The sequence below is a fragment of the Afipia massiliensis genome, from assembly GCF_014203115.1.
Classification (GTDB): Bacteria; Pseudomonadota; Alphaproteobacteria; order Rhizobiales; family Xanthobacteraceae; genus Afipia; species Afipia massiliensis.
This window is the reverse complement of the sequence record NZ_JACHIJ010000002.1, coordinates 612,055-626,059: the sequence shown is the minus strand read 5'-3', so window position 1 is coordinate 626,059 and position 14,005 is coordinate 612,055. Positions and strand designations below refer to the sequence as shown.

Sequence of the window (14,005 nt, the reverse complement as noted above, 5' to 3'; positions counted from 1 at the left end):
CCCGATTACGCCATGGAAGGGCGGCCGTTGGCAAGGTTGTCCCGGCAGCCCTCAGGCTCCAAAGACGTCCTCGAAGGCCTGCCTCAGCGCCACGTCCACATCGGCCATCGTGACCGGCAGCCCGAGATCGACAAGGCTGGTGACGCCGTAGCGCGGGTCTCCGACGCCGCAGGGGACGATGCCCGAGAAGTGCGTGAGATCCGGCTCGACGTTGATCGAGATGCCGTGCAGCGAGACCCAGCGCTTCAGGCGCACGCCAATCGCGGCGATCTTGTCCTCATGGGAGGGGCCCTTGTCGGGCCGCGCCACCCAGACGCCGACACGATCCTCGCGCCGCTCGCCGCGCACGTTGAAGGCGGCCAGGGTGCGAATCGTGAACTGCTCGAGGCTGGCGACATAGGCGCGGACGTCGGGACGGCGGCGCTTGAGGTCGAGCATCAGGTAGACCACCCGCTGGCCGGGGCCATGATAGGTGAACTGTCCGCCGCGGCCGGTCGAGAACACCGGAAAGCGGGCGTCGATCAGGTCACCGGGCTTGGCGCTGGTTCCCGACGTGTAGAGCGGGGGATGCTCCAGCAGCCAGACCAGCTCGGGAGCATGGCCGGCGGCGATGTCCGCAGCCCGCTTTTCCATGACGTCGACGGCGTCCTGATAGGCCACCGGCGAATCGGTCACCCGCCATTCGGCGGGGGGGCCAGATTGGGCGAAAAACGACGTTAAAGCAGGGTCTTCGCGGCGCGCCTGGAGCACGTTAACCATTGGGTAACCATAACCGTGGTGATCTGCAGCTATCGTTCATTTGTGGATGCGGAAGTCAAAGTGCCAACCCTCGATAACGTCTCTGTCGACCTGATGGTGGTTCTCGGAACCACCTCGATGCCGGTCCATCAGGTGATGCGGCTGAGCCGCGGCGCCATCATCGAACTGGATGCGACCGAGCAGGACGAGGTCAAGGTGCTCGCCAACAACCTGCCGGTTGCGAGCGGCGTCGTGGTCGTCAACCGCAACCGCATCGCGGTCGAAGTCAAGCAAATGTTGCCCCGGACGCCTGATCACAGATAGCCCGGAAAAGCCTTGCCGAAGCATCGGTCTAGGCCTTGTCCCCCCATCCCCGATTTGTTACATGGGCGCCGGTTGATCCCGCGCCGGGTGCGAATCCGGGGCTGATCTTTTAGCGCTCGTGGCGGAATTGGTAGACGCGCTGCCTTGAGGTGGCAGTCCGTAACAGGGTGGGGGTTCGAGTCCCTCCGAGCGCACCACACCTCACAAAATACTCTTGAATTATTCAGCTTTCAGGTCTGACGCCTGCACGTTTCGGTGCGGGCGACGTTTCCGTTGATCCTCGACAGCTTTCTCATCGCATCGGCGGCCAGCACGCGGCGAAGATGGCCTCCAACTCGGCTACAGTTGCCCGTGGTTCGCAGCGACACGTCTGTCAGGATCGAACCTGGCGTTCTTTTTCCCAATGCGCGTTGCGGGCGCGAGTCGTCCTAAATCCACACCGCGCTTGAAATCTGGGGGTTACGCGCTTGAAACGCTCGCTTTCGCGGACGTGATGCCTTTGCGCGCCAGATCAGGTTCCATAGTGTCAGCGAATGATTTGGCAACCAGAGGGGTCATCAATGACAGCGCGCAAATGTTTCATCGTGGTCGCGGGCTTGATGGCGGCGAGCGTCGCCCATGCCGAAGACATTCCATCCAACGCAGAACTGTTCCGCATGCTCAAAGCGCAGCAGCAGACCATTTCCGAGCTGCGCACCGAATTGAAGCAGGCAAAGCAGGAGCGACGCGCCGCATCAACGAGAGAGGCCCGCGAGGTCGCAACGGTGGCCGCGCGAGCCGGACGCGACGCTGCGAAGGAAGCGGTGGCGGCAACCGCGCCCGCGCAGGCTTATGCGATGTACGCAAGGGCGCCCGCAGCGTCGCTGGCGGCGAGCCGCGGCGCCTATATCGGCGTTTTCGGTGGTGGGGGCAGCCGCGGCAGCAGCGGCGTAAGTCAGTTCGGCACCGCCTTTTTCCCCGAGATCGCCGGGGGCCCACAGGCCGTCAACGCCACGGGGCGGACCGACAGCGGCAGCGTCGGGTTCGGCGGCGCGCATCTCGGCTATGAATGGGCGTATGGCACGCATCTGCTGCCCGCCGTCGAGGTCGAGGGCTTCTATCTGGCGGGCAATCAGCGGCATGCGACGCTGGCGAACCCCACGGGGCTTGCTGAACAGTCGTTCGACAATACTTTCCCGACGCGCACCACCGTTGTTCTGGCGAATATGGTCGTCGGCTTTCGCACGCCTTATCAAGGCATCACGCCCTATGTCGGCGGCGGCATCGGGGCCGCCAACGTCTCCATCAAGGGCGCCACGTCCACCCAGATCGCCCCGCTGGAAGCCGGCATCAATCACTTCAACTCGAACTCCGACTCTTCCGTCTGGACCTTTGCCGCACAAGCAAAGGCCGGTGCCCGCCTCGCCCTTGGCGGCAGCGGCGCCTATCTGTTCGGCGAGTACCGCTATCTGTATGTCGGCGACGCCAATCACATGTTCGGCTCCACCGCGTATCCCTCCCATGCGCCGACCAGCCCGTGGACGACCAGCTTCGGCGGCACGTCCCATCATCTGGCCGCCGGCGGCATAGGATTTAACTTCTAGACTATCTGGCTCTAGCGCCTGCAGCTTGTGCGTAGGTGCGGGAATAGATGTTTCCGTTTTGGTCCTCGACAGCATTTTCATGGCATCTGCTGCCAGCACGTCGATTTGCTGATCGCGTATAGAGCGCAGCCAGAGCCGTCCAAATCACTACTCAGCAGATTTTTTGAGATCCTCGATATCGGGGGCCCCGTCAGGATCTTGGTCTGGATGGTCCCAAGGTTCATCCAAAACCTCTTCGGGTTCGTCGCCCGCTTCATTCTTTGTCGGCTTCTTCGGATCAATCATCTGACGCACCTGTGGTTAGCTGCGGTTAGACCAGCACGAACTGTGTCACTTTTCGCAGATCGTCCTCTGCCTTTCGCGCGGCCCGATAATCTTCAAGAAATTCGATATTCGAGTACGCACCTTGCTTCGCAAGCAGGTGATAGATGCTGCCGATATGCCTGAGCCAAAATTTCGGCGGCCCTTGCGGCAAGCGCCGGGCCTCCATGATCGTCTTCTTGGCGTGCGCCATGAGGTAGTCGGTGGCGTCTGACATGAATAGCGAACGGCCGAACTGGCATCCTGTTCCCTGTCATGCCCGCGTGGAACCCCTGAACACATTCGGCATTGTCTCTCCAAGGCAGTTCAACTCCATCGTGGCCGATGCCGCGCTGGAAGGAGGATTTTCAGATGGACACCACCACGCTTCTCATCATTGTGCTTCTCATTCTGCTACTTGGCGGCGGCGGCTGGTATGGCCGTGGACGCTGGTACTGAACGCAGGCGGCACCGCTAAGCTCTGGGAGGAGGGGCCGACCTGGCCCTTCCGCTCAAAACGATTGTTTGTGCGCGCCTTTGCCATAACCTGTCGAGCATGCGGCGACGTGGCGGTGACGCGCCGCCTTGAGGTGCGCTTCGAGTCCCTCCGAGCGGACCACTTCACAAAATTTCTTTGACGGTACTTTGTGTTTTCAGCTTCCGGGGTGTTTGGGTTCTATATTTCGATAATTCTAGAAATACAGTTGACTCACGTACGGAAGAGTGAAAGTTTGTGACCATGAAACTCGACGACGCATCCGCACACCTCGAAGCTCTGGGCAATCCAACCCGGCTCAAGATTTACCGCGCGCTGGTTCGCGCAGGGGACGCCGGCATGCCGGTTGGGCGCCTGCAGGACAAGCTGAAGATCGCGCCGTCGACCCTGTCGCATCATATCAAGACGCTGGTTGTGGTCGGGCTCGTCAGCCAGGTCCGCGAAGCGACGACTCTTGTTTGCCACGCAAACTACACGGTGATGCAGGAGCTGGTCGATTTCCTCGTGGCCGAATGCTGCGCGGACGCCGAGTGCAAGGATGCAAAGACCGCGGCGTGATTCTTTGTGGCTTCTATTTCGATAATTCTAGTTTGACGGGAGAAGATCATGAGTGACGCAAAGACAGTAGCCGTGATCGGGGCAGGGCCCGTTGGCCTTGCCGCAGCCGCGCATGTCCTTGAGCGGGGGATGACCCCGATTGTCCTGGAGGCCGGTGCCGACATTGGCCATGCGGTGCGTCAGTGGCGACACGTCCAGCTGTTCTCGCCGTGGGAGTATAACGTTGACGGCGCTGCACAGCGCCTGCTTGCTGCAACCGGCTGGAATTCGCCGGCGCCCGATCAGTATCCCACCGGTGGCGAACTGCTGGAGTTCTATCTGGAGCCTCTCGCCAACAGGACCGAACTCAAGCCGTACATTCACACATCGAGCCGCGTGACCGACATCAGCCGTGTCGGATTCGACAAGCTCAAGACAAAGGGCCGCGAGGCCGCGCCGTTCGAGATTCGCTACCAGAACGGTCAGGGACCGAAGACCGTGCGCGCTGACGCCGTCATTGATGCGTCGGGCACATGGCATGCCCCGAATCCTGCGGGCGCCAATGGGTTGAGCGCCATCGGTGAGCGGGAAAACCAGAACAGGATCGCTTACGGCATGCCTGACGTATGGGGAGCCGATCGTCAGCGTTATGCGGGAAAGCGGGTCGCCGTGCTTGGCGCAGGCCATTCCGCGATCGGAACGCTGACTGAACTTGCGCGGCTCAAGGCCCGTTCGCCGGGGACGGAAGTGATCTGGCTGCTGCGCGGTGACAATCCGGCAAAAGCTTTCGGCGGCGGTGCGAACGACAAGCTCGCCGCCCGTGGCGAGCTTGGTTCAGCGTTCGGTGCGCTGGTCGCCGCCGGAGAAATCCGGGTCGAGAAGGAATTTCGCGTGACGCATCTGAGCGCGGACAAGGATGGTTTGCGGATCGGCGGCGGCTCTGCCTGCTGCGGCCGCAATGTCATCGCCGACGAGCTGATCGTCGCGACCGGATTTCGTTCGGACCTGAGCTTTGTTCGCGAGTTGAGAATTCAGCTCGATGCCGCGATTGAATGTCCGGTTGCGCTCGCGCCGCTGATCGATCCCAACGAGCACAGTTGCGGGACGGTCAGGCCTCACGGCGCGCGCGAATTGGCGCAGGATGAACCGGGATTTTACTTTGCCGGTATGAAGTCTTACGGACGAGCGCCGACGTTCCTGATGCTGACGGGGTATGAGCAGGTCCGCTCGATCGCAGCCGAGATTGCCGGTGATCACGAAGCCGCGAACCGGGTTCAACTCGTCCTTCCTGAAACGGGCGTTTGCAGTCGTGCGCCGGCGGCTGGCGCGAGCGAAGGCAGTTGCTGCGGAGGAACCGCACCGGCGGGCGTCGATGCTTGCTGTGCGGACGATGCTGCGGCAAAGCAGGATGGCAAATCCGGCTGTGGTTGCGGCTAGTATCGACAGGTGCTGGGAGTGAAGAGACTGGAAGGACGCCCGGTGATCTGGGCGATGTGTCTGGCGCAACTCGGGAGCCTGCTTCCGCACGTTGTCGTGCCGTCCGTGCTCGCGCAGTTTCTCATTCCCGAATGGCGTCTCAGCGGTGCCGAGGCCGGACTTTTGGCAGGCTCCTATGCCGCCGGTTACATGCTTGCCGTTCCGGTCCTTGCCACGCTGACCGATCGCATCGACGCCCGCACGATCCTCATTGCCGGATCGCTGCTCAGCGCGGCCGCGACGATGATGTTCGGGATCTTCGCGCAAGGCCTATGGTCAGGGGCGGCCATCTGGGGTCTCGCGGGGATCGGCTTTGCCGGAGCCTACATGCCGGGCCTCAAGGCCCTGACCGATCGGCTCGCGCCCGGTGATTCATCGCGTGCCGTGACCTTCTACACGTCGGCCTTCTCGTTCGGCGTCGGACTCTCGTTCCTGGTCTCGCAGCTTGTTGCGGAACGCTGGGGCTGGCGCAGTGCATTTGTCATCACCGCTGCCGGTCCGCTGGCGATGGTTACGGTGTGTTTGTTTCTGCGGCCCGTGGCGCCGAAGCCTGCCTCGGGGCGGTTGCTCGATTTCGCCCCTGTGATTAGCAACAGACCGGCCATGGGCTATGTACTCGGTTACGGCGCGCATTGCTTCGAGCTCTACGGCATCCGGACATGGCTTGTTGCGTTCTGGACGTTTGTCGCCGTGCAGAATGCGGGCTCCGCGATCCTGTCGCCGATCGCGGTCAGCGTCGCCTTCTCGATCATCGCCATGCCGGCGAGCATTTTCGGCAATGAGATGGCGCTCAGGTTCGGCCGCCACCGTGCGATCATGGTCATCATGATCGCTTCGGCTGTTGTTGCCCTGGCGATTGGACTGTCGGCCGACAAATCGCCGTGGATTTTGTTGCCGCTGGTCGCGCTTTATGCGCTGACGGTTCCGGCTGACTCCGGCGCGCTGACGTCGGGCATGACCATGGCGGCAAATCCTGATTATCGCGGCGCCACCATGGCGATGCATTCAACGGTCGGGTTTGGCCTGTCGGCGCTCGGATCGTGGGGCGTGGGAATGGCGCTCGATCTTGCCGGTGGGCCGACCAGCGCTTCGGCATGGACCGCCGCATTCGCTCTGCTGGCTGCCGGGATCATGCTTGGACCTTTGGCGCTCACCTGGTCACGGCTGCAGCCGAAGCAATCCAGTTAGCCGGGGGCCCTTGGCTGATCTAGATCAGCTCAGGAATTTGCCCAAGTTCCTCAAGGAGCACGGCAACCTTTCGCAGGCTCGCACGATCGCGCGAGAAAGCGGCGTAGACATCCAGTTTCGGAAGACCCACTCCCGGCAGCATCTCGACGAGTCGTCCAGCGGCCAGATCAGGCGCGGCCAAATAGGACGGGACGAGAGAAATTCCGGCGCCGTCCAGAACCATTCTGTGAATGGCAAGCATGTCGCTTACGATCATGCGTGGAGAAATGTCGACGTCCATCGTGCGTCCTTGCCATGTCATGGTCCAGCTGATCCGGGGAGCATAGGTCCGCAGAGCGAGACAATCGTGGAGGGCGAGGCTGGAGGGATCGGAGATACGCCCGCGTCTTTCCGCATAGCTTGGCGCGGCGCAAAGATGCAGGCCAAATGAGCCGAGGCGCCGGGCGTCGATACCCGATTGCGTAGGTGCGGCGAGCCGGATGGCCACGTCAAACCCGCCGTCGAGAAGATCGACATAACGGTCCGAGAGATTCAGTTCAAAACGCAGGCCTGCGTGCCGCTGCGCAAGCCGTGTCAGGCTTGGCAAGACGCAGGCGCGGCCAAGTGCGGTCGGCATCGTGACGCGCAGAAGTCCTTCAGGTTCGGCGGTCTGGCTCTGAACCCTTGCGTCGGCATTCTCGAGACGCAGCAACACGTCGCGAAGCTCGCTGGCATAGGACTCACCGGCTTCTGTAAGGGCGACGCGTCGCGTGGTGCGCTCGACGAGACGATGACCGATGCGAGCCTCAAGACCGGCAATCCGTCGGCTGATCGTGGATTGCGTGACCCCAAGCTCCCGTGCTGCCGCGCCGAAGCCGTGCTGGTCAGCGAGAACAAGAAAGGCTTCTGCGTCCAGGAAGCTTGTCTTTTTCATGCGAAAAACGGATTTATCATATCCATAATAAGGTATATCAATTCGGAAAATGGATCAATATTCCTTGGATCGGCCTTTCAGGAGAACCGATCCATGATTTCCGTCACCGAAGCCCTGCTTGGACGCCGTTCCACGCGCGCCTTTCTTGATCGCCCTGTCGCCATGGAGGTTGTGCGCGACATTATCGAGACCGCGCGTCGCGCTCCGTCGGGAGGCAACCTTCAGCCATGGAAGCTCGCGGCGATGACCGGCGAAGACCTCAAGCGTCTCAAGGCATCCGTCCGCGAGAGTTTCGCGAGAAATCCAAAAGGAGAGGGACCGGAGTATCCGATCTATCCAAATCCTTTGAAGGAAACCTATGACGAGCGCCGCCGGAAGTGCGGCGAAGACATGTACGCCGCTATCGGGATTGGCCGGGAGAACAAGCAGGGACGTCTCCAGCAATTTGTCCGCAATTACGATTTCTTCGGTGCGCCTGTTGGCATGATCCTCGCGATGGATCGTACGATGGGATCCGCACAATGGACCGATGCTGGAATCTTTCTGCAATCGGTGTTGTTATTGGCACAGGAGCGTGGGCTTGCGACCTGCCCGCAAGCGGCTTGGGCCGTCGTTCACAAGACTGTACGGGCGCACCTCGCATGGCCTGATGAACTGGCGGTCATCTGCGGAATCTCGCTGGGTTATGCCGATCCGGCGCATCCGATCAACGCAGCGGTCATGGATCGTGCGCCATTCGATGACGTCGCACAATTGCGTGGGTTCACCGCGGCTTCTGCTCAGACCTTATCGTCGTTAGCCGGGCAACCGGCATAATCCTTCGTGGAACGCGCTGCCACAGCCAGTAGCACAGACGCTACGGATGATGTGGATCTGAGACCGCTCGGCGTCGTGCCGGGCGGTCGTTGTTGGAACGAACTCAGTGAATATTCGGCCCGAACGCGCGGCTGCCGGTCTTGATCGGCGCTGTCAGCGGACGGAACGCCCCTTCGCTTGCCCGAACAGGGTGGCTGCCCGGAAGACGTGCAAGGCTTCGCTGCCTGCTCGCGGCTGAGATGTCCGTGCGTGAGGCTTTTCCGTAGAGCGGCAGTTGCGGCGACGGCTGCAGCATCACGGCCGACGTCAGCAACGCTGGCTTCTGTTGCATCAGCCAGACCGAACGGATCGATCGCGGAGCGTCGTGCGGCGGGGTCTCTGGCGCACCGAACACGAAGCCGCCCGGCGTTTTCGCGGCGACGTTCGGGCCGTGAATCCAGTGGGGGACCCACTGCGCGGGGTCGGTGGGTGTCTTGGGTCGCTCCGGAGTCGCGGGAACGACGTGAACCACGCGATAGCCGCGCTCTTTCAATTGCTGAAGGATCACGGGCAGGGCGGCCTGGGTCCGCGCCTGAATGTCATGCAGCAGCAAAACGCCTTTGCCTTTTGCCTCCAGCCGCGACAGCGCGAAATGCGTGACCTGTGTTGGCGAAATCTTTCGCCAGTCGTCAGCGGGGAAATCGGCGCTCCAGTTCATGATCCCGCGGTTGCTGAGAGCCGCCTCGACGGCGTCGCTCCGGCGCAGGCCGGGAATGCGGAAGAACGGCGCAAGCTGGGAGGGATCGGCGAGGGCGGCGGCCACGTGCGCAACGCCGTCATCGATTTCGGCGGCCATGCGCTCCGGCGGCAGTTTGCCGAACTGGAAGGGGTGGTTCTCGCTGTGGGTGCCGATGGTGTGCCCCGCGTCATGGATGCGGCGCGCGTCCTGCGGAAACTCCTTCGCCATGCGCCCGACCAGGAAGAACGTCGCCTTCACGCATTGCGCGGCGAGAATGTCGAGGATGGCGTTGGTGTGCGCCGGGAGCGGACCGTCGTCGAAGGTCAGCACCACTTCACGATCCTGAAGCGGCAACGTCTCGCCGTATTGCATGGTGCCGATACGCGGGTGCTCCTTCGGGTCCACGACGATGGTGCGCGACGTGCCAAGTGCGTCCGGATTGCCGGGACAATCGGCGGCATGGGCCGCCGCCGTCCCCGGCGAAGCTGCAGCCGTGAGCAGGCTCAACGCCGTCAGGATCGAGGCGGGGCGTGCGGTGATGGTTCGGCGCATGGAAAACCTGTGAACATGGCGCGAGACTGATGGCTTACCGTCAGGGCTCTGAACGCCGGATTAATTCGGGCAGGCGGGACGCTATCGGTTGTTCATGGAGCTCTTGATCGCTTTCGAGGCGACCAGATGAACGACCTTGTAGCCGTTGCGCCGGAGATACAGCAGAAACGCCGGCAGCATCTTTGCGGTCTGCGCCTTGGTGTCATGGAGAAGGATGATGCCTTTGCCCTGGTGCTCGAGGCGCTCGGTCAGCAGGCGCAGCTGCTGGTCCGGCGTCATCGGATTCCAGTCGCTGGCCCACAGATCGGCGCCCAGAACCGCGATCCCGCGCGACTGAAGGCTGCTCAGCAACGCCGGCGTCGAGGCGAAGCCCGGAAAGCGGAAGAATGGCGTGGACGGGATACGCCTGGCTTCGCCGTGCAAGGCCTTCTCGTCGGCGGCGATCCCGCGATTGATTTCCTCGAGCGCCTGCGGGTAACCGATCCGGTCGAGCGGCTGGTGCGACCAGGTGTGATGGCCGATGCTGTGCCCGGCCGCCGCGATCCGTTTGACGATGTCCGGATTGGCTTCGGCATTCCTGCCGATCAGAAAAAACGTCGCCTGAACACATTCGCTGGCGAGCGCGGCCAGAACCTTGGTCGTGGTCGGAGGGAAGGGGCCATCGTCGAAGGTCAGCACGACCTCTCTGTCCGCCAGCGGCAGGGACTGCGGAAAGCTTTTAAGCCCGACACGAGGAAATGTCTGCGGGTCGATTGTCATGACACGCGAGGTGCCGAGCGCATCCTTGCGCGGACAGCCGGCGGCGTTGGCGATCGACGCCGATACGAAGAAGGAGAGCAACGCGGCTCTAAGAACAATCATGACAGATTCCAAATGCGGATTTGCGCGCCGCACGTTTAGCATTCCGTTCAGCAGTGTCGATTGGGTAATGCTGAAACGCACACGCAAATCAGCGTCGTCATCGGTTTGCGATGATGTTCAGTCTTATCGTTGATGCGTGGCGATGTGCTTATTTCAATGGCGATTCACGCTGCCCGTTTTCCGCATAGGTTCTCTGCGCTCAGCGGGTCACTGGCCACATCTGTGCCTCATTATCGCCACCTGCCGCAATAAAACCCGTTAGGTCGCTTGCCGCGAAACGCCGATGTTTCAGCGGTTCTTACTTTTGTTGCGATCAGGGCGATGTGCCGTGTGTGGCCGGCCCGACGCAAAATCTCCGGAGCTGAAAATTTTGATTAGAGCAGTTACCGCCGTGGCGGCGCTTTGTGCGTTGTCTTCAATGGCCGAAGCGCGCGCTCGCACGCCGGCCGTTTCGCCCGAATGCAACATCACCATGCCCTGCATCGGAGTCGACAATCCGGTCCACGCGCGTCAGCGAAGCCAGCGCAGTCAGCGCAATGCCGCGCCAGCATACTTTGCGGCGGAGTCGGCCACGCCTCGCCTGAGCAGGCGGCAGCAGCGGGCGCTGGAGCGCGCGCAGCGCAGCGTTGAGCGGACGCCGCGAGTGGCCGTCGAACGCGCTTCCCAGGCATCGGAAGGATATTCCTCAGGGCTCGTCGGTCCGCTGCAGGCCAAGCTCGCATCGATTCAGGCAGCCTGTCCGGGCACGCACGCGATCTCGGGGATTCGGCATACACGGATCGCGGGGACGCGGCGGATGTCGCTCCATGCGCAAGGCAAGGCCGTGGACGTGCGCGGCCCCTATGGCTGCATCTACGCGCAGCTCAAAGGCTGGAGCGGCGGTTACTCGACCGACGCGGGACGCGTGAAGCACATCCATATTTCCTACGACGCCGGCGGCGGCCGTGAAATGGGCCTGCGGTTCGCTCACGGTGGCGGACGCCGTTCGTGGCGCGAAGCCAACGCGCGTATGCGATAGCCTGACCTGCTCATGCCGTCCGGAAGGATCGACTTTCCGGACGGCAATATTTCTCTCGTTAACCTGCGATTAACCACGTTGGTCGACCCTCCTGAACTGCGGAGGGGTGCACATGCAGCGGCTACGGCTGAAGGCGGACGGGCGGATCGTTGAGGTGCTGGACGGGCGGGAAACGCCGCTGGTCCCCGACCTGACTGACAGCGCGCCGTCGCCCACAGCAGCCACCGTGCCGGTGGTGCGCGACCTGCGCCTTCGCGCCAAACTGACGCAAGCCGAATTCGCCGCGCGTCTCGGCGTTCCTCTAGAGACCATTCGGAACTGGGAGCAGGGCAAGCGCTCGCCGCGCGGGCCGGCGCGCGCGCTGTTGACCGTGATCGCGCATGAGCCCGATATGGTGTTTGCTGCGCTCGCGCGCAGGGGATGAGCGCGTGATGCGCTGAGGCATGACATGCAGACCGTTGAGGCGAATGGCGCGGACATTCCGGCGATAGGTCTCGGGACCTGGGAACTGCGCGGACGCGCTTGCGCGCGTCTTGTCGAACAGGCGCTGCGTCTCGGCTATCGCCATATCGACACTGCGCAGGCTTACGAAAATGAACGCGAAGTCGGCGAGGGTGTGCGCGCCTCCGGCATCAAGCGCTCCGATGTGTTCGTAACCACCAAAATCTGGACGACGCATTTTGCGCCCAACGACCTGTTGCGATCGACCAAGGAAAGCCTTGCACGCTTGCGCATGACGGAGGTCGATCTGCTTCTGCTGCACTGGCCCAATCCGCAGGTGCCGCTGGAAGAGACGCTGGGCGCGCTTGTGGAGGCACGGAAGCTCGGTCTGACCCGGCACATCGGGGTATCGAATTTCACGGTGGCGCTGATCGAGGAGGCTGTGGCAAAGGCCGCGGCGCCGCTGGTCTGCAATCAGGTCGAGTATCATCCGTATCTCGAGCAGCACAAGGTGCTGGCGGCCTGCCGCGCCAACGGTCTCGCATTGGTGGCGTACAGTCCGGTGGCGAAAGGCCGCGTCAAGAATGCCGAGGCGCTGCACCGGATCGGCGCGCGGTATGAAAAGACGGCAGCGCAGGTCTGCCTGCGCTGGCTGATCCAGCAGGATGTCGTTGCGATTCCGCGCACATCAAAAGTTGAGCGCCTGTCTGAAAATCTCGACGTCTTCGATTTCAATCTGACCGACGAGGAAATGGGCGAGATCTTTGCGATGGGGACGCGCGGCGGCCGCATCACCGATTTCGGTTTCGCACCCAAGTGGGATTGAGCGATCTCTTGATCTTCGCGTGATGATCGCCCATTCGGGATTTTCATGTTTTTCAGCCTCTCCAAGATACTCGGCTTCTTCGTCGTGCCATCGAATGCGGTGGCGATCCTCTGCGCGCTTGGTGCCGTGCTGCTCGCGACGCGATTCCGCAAAGCGGGATCGCGCATCCTTGCGCTCGGCGTCGTGCTGCTGTTGGTCTGCGGCTATTCATCGCTCGGCAATCTGCTGCTGTTGCCGCTGACCGAACGTTTCCCGGCGGGGAACGCGGGGGGGCGGGCGCCTGACGGGATCATTGTTCTCGGCGGCTCGATCGATCCCGAGCGCAGCCAGGCGCGCGGCTCGCTGGAGATGGACGCTTCGGCCGAGCGGATCTTGACGATGCTGCAACTGGCGCGACGCTATCCGGACGCCCGCATCGTGTTCAGCGGCGGCAGCGCCAACCTGATCGCGGAGCCGGTGCCGGAGGCGCCGATTGCCGGCGATCTGCTGGAGGACTTCGGAACGCCGCGCGCGCGCATCGTGCTGGAAAGCGATTCCCGCACCACCGCCGAGAATGCGACGTTCACGCGCAAGCTGGTTTCACCGAAGCCCGGCGAACGCTGGCTGCTCGTGACCTCGGCATTTCACATGCCGCGTTCCATCGGAGCATTCCGGAAAGCGGGTTTCGATGTCGAAGCCTATCCGGTGGACTGGCGCACGCGCGGCTGGAGCGATGCTTCGATGCCGTTTACGACATTGAGCGCGGGGCTCGCCCGCACTGATGTCGCTGTTCATGAGTGGGTGGGGCTGATCGCCTATTGGGCGACGGGCCGCAGCAGCGAGCTGTTTCCGGGGCCGCGCAAAGCTAATTAATCGTGCCGTGGCAGGCCGAGGCGATAGACCCCGCGAAAGTCGTTCGGGTCGGCGGGCTTGCCCTTGCGGTAGATCACAAGGCGACCGGCCTGCGCGAGCGCCACGGCGGACCTCCGGATCGGCACCAGCAACCCGTGCCAATCGTCCCCGGCCGCGATCGCATGAGCGATCTCAGGCGCACTGAGGGTCTTTGCGCCGGCGCTGGCCAGCACCGCGAGGATGGCGTCGTCCAGCGATCCGCCATCGGCGATCTTCGAATCGGGTTTGTTCATGCCCATGCCATGACGCATCGCAGTCCGCGCGGCAAGCCTGCTAGTGTGGTGGTTCGCAAGTAGTCTGCATGAGGCGAACTTCGGATTCAGGACA

General features: G+C 62.5%; 17 protein-coding genes and 1 tRNA gene. 11 read left to right on the top strand and 7 right to left on the bottom strand.

Annotated features, from left to right (window positions below; genetic code table 11):
• Positions 1–51: 51 nt before the first annotated feature.
• Positions 52–759: a lipoyl(octanoyl) transferase LipB gene (lipB, locus tag HNQ36_RS07870; RefSeq protein ID WP_184083636.1), complete on the bottom strand. Its 708-nt coding sequence runs from the start codon at positions 757–759 to the stop codon at positions 52–54.
• Between the two features lie 60 nt (positions 760–819).
• Between lipB and HNQ36_RS07865 the strand changes: the two genes are divergently transcribed.
• The 3 genes from HNQ36_RS07865 to HNQ36_RS07855 all read left to right on the top strand — a co-directional run bounded on the left by HNQ36_RS07865 (position 820) and on the right by HNQ36_RS07855 (position 2,645).
• Positions 820–1,062, top strand: coding sequence for a FliM/FliN family flagellar motor switch protein (locus HNQ36_RS07865; RefSeq protein ID WP_040425918.1), 243 nt, complete (start codon positions 820–822; stop codon positions 1,060–1,062).
• A gap of 112 nt (positions 1,063–1,174) precedes the next feature.
• Positions 1,175–1,259, top strand: a tRNA-Leu gene (locus HNQ36_RS07860).
• Positions 1,260–1,622: 363 nt separating this feature from the next.
• The gene (locus tag HNQ36_RS07855; protein WP_246395310.1) at positions 1,623–2,645 is read left to right on the top strand and encodes an outer membrane protein; all 1,023 of its coding nucleotides are present in this window, start codon (positions 1,623–1,625) and stop codon (positions 2,643–2,645) included.
• A 147-nt stretch (positions 2,646–2,792) separates the two neighbouring features.
• Here HNQ36_RS07855 and HNQ36_RS07850 read toward each other — a convergent pair whose 3' ends face one another.
• The gene (locus tag HNQ36_RS07850) at positions 2,793–2,930 is read right to left on the bottom strand and encodes a hypothetical protein (RefSeq protein WP_184083634.1); all 138 of its coding nucleotides are present in this window, start codon (positions 2,928–2,930) and stop codon (positions 2,793–2,795) included.
• A 25-nt stretch (positions 2,931–2,955) separates the two neighbouring features.
• Positions 2,956–3,183: a hypothetical protein gene (locus HNQ36_RS07845; RefSeq protein WP_184083632.1), complete on the bottom strand. Its 228-nt coding sequence runs from the start codon at positions 3,181–3,183 to the stop codon at positions 2,956–2,958.
• Positions 3,184–3,684: 501 nt separating this feature from the next.
• On the opposite strand from HNQ36_RS07845, the gene HNQ36_RS07835 reads away from it, so the two are divergent.
• From HNQ36_RS07835 to HNQ36_RS07825, 3 genes are read left to right on the top strand one after another with little or no spacing between them, the layout of a single operon-like run.
• Positions 3,685–3,999 carry an ArsR/SmtB family transcription factor gene (locus HNQ36_RS07835; protein WP_046829469.1) on the top strand — a complete coding sequence of 105 codons (315 nt, stop codon included), beginning with the start codon at positions 3,685–3,687 and terminating at the stop codon, positions 3,997–3,999.
• 48 nt (positions 4,000–4,047) lie between these two features.
• Positions 4,048–5,415: an NAD(P)-binding domain-containing protein gene (locus HNQ36_RS07830; RefSeq protein ID WP_184083628.1), complete on the top strand. Its 1,368-nt coding sequence runs from the start codon at positions 4,048–4,050 to the stop codon at positions 5,413–5,415.
• Positions 5,416–5,469: 54 nt separating this feature from the next.
• On the top strand, positions 5,470–6,642 hold the full coding sequence (locus HNQ36_RS07825) for an MFS transporter (RefSeq protein ID WP_184084121.1): 1,173 nt from the start codon (positions 5,470–5,472) through the stop codon (positions 6,640–6,642).
• A gap of 19 nt (positions 6,643–6,661) precedes the next feature.
• Here HNQ36_RS07825 and HNQ36_RS07820 read toward each other — a convergent pair whose 3' ends face one another.
• Positions 6,662–7,555 carry a LysR family transcriptional regulator gene (locus tag HNQ36_RS07820; RefSeq protein ID WP_184083626.1) on the bottom strand — a complete coding sequence of 298 codons (894 nt, stop codon included), beginning with the start codon at positions 7,553–7,555 and terminating at the stop codon, positions 6,662–6,664.
• Positions 7,556–7,648: 93 nt separating this feature from the next.
• Between HNQ36_RS07820 and HNQ36_RS07815 the strand changes: the two genes are divergently transcribed.
• Positions 7,649–8,371 (top strand): nitroreductase, encoded by a 723-nt coding sequence (locus HNQ36_RS07815; RefSeq protein ID WP_210311947.1) that lies wholly within the window; start codon positions 7,649–7,651, stop codon positions 8,369–8,371.
• 103 nt (positions 8,372–8,474) lie between these two features.
• Here the strand turns inward: HNQ36_RS07815 and HNQ36_RS07810 are convergent, their stop codons facing one another.
• Both HNQ36_RS07810 and HNQ36_RS07805 read right to left on the bottom strand, forming a co-directional pair.
• Complete coding sequence (locus HNQ36_RS07810) at positions 8,475–9,641, bottom strand: polysaccharide deacetylase family protein (RefSeq protein ID WP_184083624.1); 1,167 nt, start codon at positions 9,639–9,641, stop codon at positions 8,475–8,477.
• An 81-nt stretch (positions 9,642–9,722) separates the two neighbouring features.
• The gene (locus tag HNQ36_RS07805; protein ID WP_184083622.1) at positions 9,723–10,502 is read right to left on the bottom strand and encodes a polysaccharide deacetylase family protein; all 780 of its coding nucleotides are present in this window, start codon (positions 10,500–10,502) and stop codon (positions 9,723–9,725) included.
• Positions 10,503–10,974: 472 nt separating this feature from the next.
• Between HNQ36_RS07805 and HNQ36_RS07800 the strand changes: the two genes are divergently transcribed.
• From HNQ36_RS07800 to HNQ36_RS07785, 4 genes are all read left to right on the top strand, one after another.
• Entirely contained in the window at positions 10,975–11,520 is a 546-nt protein-coding gene (locus HNQ36_RS07800) for a hypothetical protein (protein WP_246395309.1), read from the top strand.
• Between the two features lie 112 nt (positions 11,521–11,632).
• Positions 11,633–11,944 carry a helix-turn-helix domain-containing protein gene (locus HNQ36_RS07795; RefSeq protein WP_184083618.1) on the top strand — a complete coding sequence of 104 codons (312 nt, stop codon included), beginning with the start codon at positions 11,633–11,635 and terminating at the stop codon, positions 11,942–11,944.
• A 24-nt stretch (positions 11,945–11,968) separates the two neighbouring features.
• The gene (locus HNQ36_RS07790; RefSeq protein ID WP_184083616.1) at positions 11,969–12,787 is read left to right on the top strand and encodes an aldo/keto reductase; all 819 of its coding nucleotides are present in this window, start codon (positions 11,969–11,971) and stop codon (positions 12,785–12,787) included.
• Between the two features lie 45 nt (positions 12,788–12,832).
• Complete coding sequence (locus tag HNQ36_RS07785; RefSeq protein WP_184083614.1) at positions 12,833–13,639, top strand: YdcF family protein; 807 nt, start codon at positions 12,833–12,835, stop codon at positions 13,637–13,639.
• Here the strand turns inward: HNQ36_RS07785 and HNQ36_RS07780 are convergent.
• On the bottom strand, positions 13,636–13,911 hold the full coding sequence (locus HNQ36_RS07780) for a DUF3253 domain-containing protein (protein ID WP_430641353.1): 276 nt from the start codon (positions 13,909–13,911) through the stop codon (positions 13,636–13,638). The genes HNQ36_RS07785 and HNQ36_RS07780 overlap by 4 nt on opposite strands.
• Between the last annotated feature and the right edge of the window lie 94 nt (positions 13,912–14,005).

Coding starts and splice junctions, on each gene's coding strand:
- lipB (WP_184083636.1), bottom strand. CDS start 759: ATGGTTAACGTGCTCCAGGCGCGCCGCGAAGACCCTGCTTTAACGTCG.
- HNQ36_RS07855 (WP_246395310.1), top strand. CDS start 1,623: ATGACAGCGCGCAAATGTTTCATCGTGGTCGCGGGCTTGATGGCGGCG.
- HNQ36_RS07850 (WP_184083634.1), bottom strand. CDS start 2,930: ATGATTGATCCGAAGAAGCCGACAAAGAATGAAGCGGGCGACGAACCC.
- HNQ36_RS07845 (WP_184083632.1), bottom strand. CDS start 3,183: ATGTCAGACGCCACCGACTACCTCATGGCGCACGCCAAGAAGACGATC.
- HNQ36_RS07835 (WP_046829469.1), top strand. CDS start 3,685: ATGAAACTCGACGACGCATCCGCACACCTCGAAGCTCTGGGCAATCCA.
- HNQ36_RS07830 (WP_184083628.1), top strand. CDS start 4,048: ATGAGTGACGCAAAGACAGTAGCCGTGATCGGGGCAGGGCCCGTTGGC.
- HNQ36_RS07825 (WP_184084121.1), top strand. CDS start 5,470: ATGTGTCTGGCGCAACTCGGGAGCCTGCTTCCGCACGTTGTCGTGCCG.
- HNQ36_RS07820 (WP_184083626.1), bottom strand. CDS start 7,555: ATGAAAAAGACAAGCTTCCTGGACGCAGAAGCCTTTCTTGTTCTCGCT.
- HNQ36_RS07815 (WP_210311947.1), top strand. CDS start 7,649: ATGATTTCCGTCACCGAAGCCCTGCTTGGACGCCGTTCCACGCGCGCC.
- HNQ36_RS07810 (WP_184083624.1), bottom strand. CDS start 9,641: ATGCGCCGAACCATCACCGCACGCCCCGCCTCGATCCTGACGGCGTTG.
- HNQ36_RS07805 (WP_184083622.1), bottom strand. CDS start 10,502: ATGATTGTTCTTAGAGCCGCGTTGCTCTCCTTCTTCGTATCGGCGTCG.
- HNQ36_RS07800 (WP_246395309.1), top strand. CDS start 10,975: ATGCCCTGCATCGGAGTCGACAATCCGGTCCACGCGCGTCAGCGAAGC.
- HNQ36_RS07795 (WP_184083618.1), top strand. CDS start 11,633: ATGCAGCGGCTACGGCTGAAGGCGGACGGGCGGATCGTTGAGGTGCTG.
- HNQ36_RS07790 (WP_184083616.1), top strand. CDS start 11,969: ATGCAGACCGTTGAGGCGAATGGCGCGGACATTCCGGCGATAGGTCTC.
- HNQ36_RS07785 (WP_184083614.1), top strand. CDS start 12,833: ATGTTTTTCAGCCTCTCCAAGATACTCGGCTTCTTCGTCGTGCCATCG.
- HNQ36_RS07780 (WP_430641353.1), bottom strand. CDS start 13,911: ATGAACAAACCCGATTCGAAGATCGCCGATGGCGGATCGCTGGACGAC.